At 50.2% G+C, this 4,461-nt stretch carries 5 protein-coding genes; 2 read left to right on the forward strand and 3 right to left on the reverse strand.

Annotation, left to right across the window (positions count from 1 at the left end):
• The 3 genes from WBV27_RS06145 to WBV27_RS06155 form a co-directional block, all read right to left on the reverse strand.
• The coding region (locus WBV27_RS06145; protein WP_424200352.1) for an N-acetyltransferase family protein at positions 1-384 on the reverse strand (384 nt) is incomplete at its 3' end.
• Positions 385-485: 101 nt separating this feature from the next.
• The gene (locus tag WBV27_RS06150) at positions 486-986 is read right to left on the reverse strand and encodes a hypothetical protein (protein WP_108033733.1); all 501 of its coding nucleotides are present in this window, start codon (positions 984-986) and stop codon (positions 486-488) included.
• A 197-nt stretch (positions 987-1,183) separates the two neighbouring features.
• A complete protein-coding gene (locus WBV27_RS06155; RefSeq protein WP_424200354.1) occupies positions 1,184-3,265 on the reverse strand; it encodes a biotin/lipoyl-binding protein in 2,082 nt (693 codons plus the stop codon).
• Positions 3,266-3,523: 258 nt separating this feature from the next.
• On the opposite strand from WBV27_RS06155, the gene WBV27_RS06160 reads away from it, so the two are divergent.
• Together WBV27_RS06160 and WBV27_RS06165 are read left to right on the forward strand one after the other, a co-directional pair.
• Entirely contained in the window at positions 3,524-4,213 is a 690-nt protein-coding gene (locus WBV27_RS06160; protein WP_424200358.1) for an ABC transporter ATP-binding protein, read from the forward strand.
• A gap of 15 nt (positions 4,214-4,228) precedes the next feature.
• On the forward strand, positions 4,229-4,461 hold a 233-nt coding region (locus tag WBV27_RS06165), incomplete at its 3' end, for a hypothetical protein (RefSeq protein WP_424200356.1).

Raw genomic sequence — 4,461 nt, forward strand, 5'->3', positions numbered from 1 at the left:
ATCGATGCGCATGCTGGCGTAGCCTTTTTTACGCGATTCATCCGCAGCCCATTCCACGATTTCCCCAAGAACGCCCTGGCCACGGAATGCGTCTTTGATCGTGATGCGATGGATGACACTGTAAGGATTATCTGTCAGCCATTGGCCTTCGGTGATGACTTTATAGGTAGGGTCCTCACCGTAAAAAAACGCAAAAGTTGCCCCCGGAACGCCCTCCCGCAAATAGACATAGCTATAGCCTCCGTTGATATCCTGAAGAATGACTGCTTCGTTCGGATACCCTTTTTGCCATTGATCGATGCCGGACGCCTTTAGCGTGACTTTCGCCTCATTGATGATTTCCATGATTGCGGGCAGATCGGCTGGCGTTGCTTTTCTGATCATGCTTCCACCGCCTTCCATTTTTTTCATTTAATTAAGATTATACCGGAAACATGATTGTTTTCATGCATTTTTATTGTTTTCATTCCGAATAATTCCGATTCTTATAGGTTGAACATCTTTCGGTACTGCTGGATGTAGGATTGTTTTTGTTTTTTCAGCATGTAGAGCGCATTTTTGATCTGATCCGGCTCATCCGCCATATCAAGGTCTTCCTTTTGCTTTTCGATGCCTTCTACTACTGGCTCACAGTAGGCAGCTTCTTTTATTTCATCCAAAATGGCGATGATTTCCTTGCGCATCCTTTCGACACGTGGGCCTTCACCGGCTTTTATTTCATCCAGGCTTTCGACGAGTTCCCGGAATGGAAGGTTCCTTCTGACTTTTCCGTCCTTGATGCGGATATATTCTTTTTTAAATTCCGTAACACCGGGCACTGCCCCGTTCAATTGGTACCAACCATCGTAGAGGACCCATCCGCCTTCCGGTTCGGCTGGGATGAAATCCCTTTTTAAAATGTACACTTCGTCCGCACCGGTAATTTCCGCCACCCAACATTTGCTTTCGCTGTCTGCCGGGCTGAGCTGCAAACCTAACTTCGACATGGTAAAATCCTCTTTCTGATCATTATTAGTAGTGTTGATCCACTCCTCAGGCAGATTGCGCTTTGCCTGATTCCGTTCTTCCATTATACGCTATCTCGATTGTCCTGAATAGGTATTGTCCAAAGCATGCAAAGCAGAGGAGCTCCCGATTTCTGCTCCCCTACTCCAAAATCTCAGTATCTCTTCAGGAACGTCCGTCAATCGGCTTCACCGCTGTCCTTTACCTTGACACCGGCCACAAGATCCTTGTTCGGATCAGCGACATATCGTTCCCCTTCCACCAGACCATCCACTACTTCGATGTCATATTCTGTTTCCAGCCCGGTTTCGATGTACCTTTTTTCGACTCGGTTTCCACTGTCCACAACATATACATACGCTTTTCCAGATTCCACTTCGATTTGGACAGCCTCATAGTTCACGCGCAGAGCATCAAGCCTTTCGATCGTGATGATTTCCGCATCGGCTTCATAGCCTACCTTGATGTTTTCGTCAGGATCGGTGATCGTGATTTTTACCGTAACTTTCGCATCCTGGTCTGCGGATGTCGCGGATTTTTCCGCCGATTGGCCGATTTCCGAGACAACTCCTTCGTATTCCGCAGCGACCCCTTTCACCTTGATTGTCGCCTTCTGGCCTACCCGCATATTTACGCTGTCAAACTGGCTGACAGCCAAACTGATCACATATTCGGTCGCCCCATCGACGATGATGGCATCCCCGACCTGAGGATATTCGTTCGCCACGACGTCTATCTTCGTCACGATACCGTCGACATTGGCCTTCAATTCGCTCTCCTCGATTTTTTTGTTCAAATAGGCGATGTCTGTTTTCAGGAGAGCAATCTGGTCGGCCTGATTCGAGACCCTTTCCTCCGCTGTTGCGCTTGAAAAGGTTGCCGTGGTGTTCAGATTCGAAAGAGCGATTCCGGCGCTCCGGACGGCTTTTTCGCCATCGCTGATCGCCTTGATTGCCGCCTCATACTTTACGGCAGCGCCGCTTCTGGCATTTGAAACACTGATTTCCGCATTACTGACAGCGGTTTCGCTGTCGCTGACGGCTTTTTCAGCTGCTGCATATTCAAGAGAGCCCGCGCTCTCAGCGTTCGAAAGAGCGATTTCCGCGTTGCTCACAGCTGCTTCGCTGTCCGAAACCGCTTTTGCGGCTGCAGCATATTCAGCGTCGGCTGCGTTTTCGGCATTCGAAAGCGCAATTTCCGCGCTGCGGACAGCCGTTTCAGCATCGATCACTGCCAATTTCGCCGCAGCATAGCCGGCTTGATAGCCCATTTCAGCGCTATCCAAAGCCAGTTCAGCGTTCCACACCGCCGTTTCGGCAGCGGCGACAGCTTGCTGCGCCAACTGATAGTCCAAGGCATATAAGATCGGATCGGCATCATACAAAGCTTTGACGATATCCAGATTCAGTTTCGCGCTCTCATAGGTTGCTTTCGCAGTATCCAACGCACATTCGGCTTCATGCAGGGCATTATCCAGATCATCCAGATTCTTTTTTGCGATCCAGTAATGCGCCTTGGCATTTTCCAAAGTCAGTTCGGCTTGGCCGACCGCATTCGCGTTGGCTATTTCGACGTTATGCAGTTTATCCGCTAAAGCGGCAGCGTTCGATTGGGCGCTCTCCAGGGCTATTTGAGCTTGGCTAACTGCATTGTCGTAAAGCGTTCCCCGCGCCGACAGATTCGATACGGCGGCGGCATAATTCGACTGGGCGTTCTCCAAGGCTAAGTTCGCCTGGCTGATAGCATTCGCATTGAGCGTATTGATGTCATCCAGATTCCCTTGCGCCGCACTGTAATTGGATTGGGCAGTTTCCAGCGCAATCCCCGCTTGGCTCACCGCATTCTGGGAGGATGCCTTGTCCATTTCAGCGCTGCTCCCGGAAAGATAGGCCAGCGTCGCCTCTGCATTCGCAAGATTGATGGCCTGCTTATCCAATTGGGTGCGGTACTCGGTCGCATCGATCCTCGCCAGCACATCGCCTTTCTTGACTGCCTGCCCTTCCTCCGCCAACACTTCGACAATCTTGGCTGTGGGCGAGGGAAAAAGGCTGCTCCTGCTGCTGGCTTCGATGTCGCCGGTTATCGGCACATACTTAGCCAATTGCCCTTTCCAGGCCGTATGCACCGACACTTCCTGGACCTGGGCATTCTGATACCACCAGTAGGCAGTACCCCCGCCCACCAACAAAGTCAGCAGAAGGACCGCCGTGACAATGATCGATTTTTTTGATTTGAATATGATAGCTTTCAATTTCCCCATAAAGAAGACCCCCTCGCGCAATTTCCGGATAATCCAGTTGATTCCATCGTTTCGGTATCTCAATTTTACCATATCGGCTGATGCATACGTGAAGATATTGTCAGCGCATACAAAACCATTCTGGATAATTCATCTTTTTGGGTATCTCCTATTTCAGCAAAGAATTTTTCATTCTCAATTTTTTGACAAAATTTCCCGATACAAATATACTTGTAGTGATTGAAGCGATTTCAGAAGAGGGTGGATGCGGTGATTACGATGACCAACGTGACGAAAACTTACAAGACCGGAGATGTGGAAACATACGCCCTGAAGGACGTCAACCTCACCATCGAAGAAGGCGAATTTGTCGTCATCCTCGGCCCCAGCGGCAGCGGCAAGAGCACCCTGCTGAATGTCATCAGCGGCTTGGACACCGTCACTTCGGGTGAAATCACCTTCAGGGGCGAAACGCTGACAAACCTTGATGAAGAGGAGATGACCGCCTTCAGAAGGAAACATCTGGGCTTCATCTTCCAGCAATATAACCTGCTGCAGAATCTGAACGTCTACGAGAACATCCAGATTGGCTCGGATATCGGCACTGCTCCGCTTGACATAGGCGAGCTGCTCGAAAAGGTCGGTCTGGAAAAAGCCCGCAACAAATATCCCAGTCAACTCTCCGGCGGGGAGCAGCAACGGGTTTCGATCGTCAGGAGCTTGGCGAAGAATCCCGACATCATTTTCTGCGACGAACCCACCGGCTCGCTGGATGAAGAAAATTCAAAAAAGATTCTGCATCTGCTGCAGAATCTGAACGAGGATTACAACAAGACCGTCATCGTGATCACCCATAACCTGGGCATCGCCGAAATGGCGGACAAGGTCATCAAGATGAACTCCGGTCAAATCACGGAAGTCACCCTCAACAAAGTCAAAAAGAATGCCCAGGACATCTCTTGGGGATAGGGGGAGGTGCGGATCATGCTGCTGAAAAATGTCATCAAAACCTTGCGGAAAAAATGGATGCAGCTGGTTGCCATCGGCTTCATCATCATCCTCAGTTCCGCCACCTACACCATGATGTTCTACGGCCTGAGCGGCATCGAAGAACCGACGGAAGCGTACTTGGCGGATTACAACCAGGAGGATTTTGCCGTTGAGATGTTGAACCGGGTCACGCTGGAAGAGGCGGCTTACCCCATAGCGGCCACGCT

Origin of the sequence: Trichococcus sp. (genome assembly GCF_049589555.1) — a bacterium.
GTDB lineage: Bacteria > Bacillota > Bacilli > Lactobacillales > Aerococcaceae > Trichococcus.

Bases quoted from the DNA above. Each gene is read 5' to 3' on its own strand.
- WBV27_RS06150 (WP_108033733.1), bottom strand. From the start codon at position 986: ATGTCGAAGTTAGGTTTGCAGCTCAGCCCGGCAGACAGCGAAAGCAAA.
- WBV27_RS06155 (WP_424200354.1), bottom strand. From the start codon at position 3,265: ATGGGGAAATTGAAAGCTATCATATTCAAATCAAAAAAATCGATCATT.
- WBV27_RS06160 (WP_424200358.1), top strand. From the start codon at position 3,524: ATGACCAACGTGACGAAAACTTACAAGACCGGAGATGTGGAAACATAC.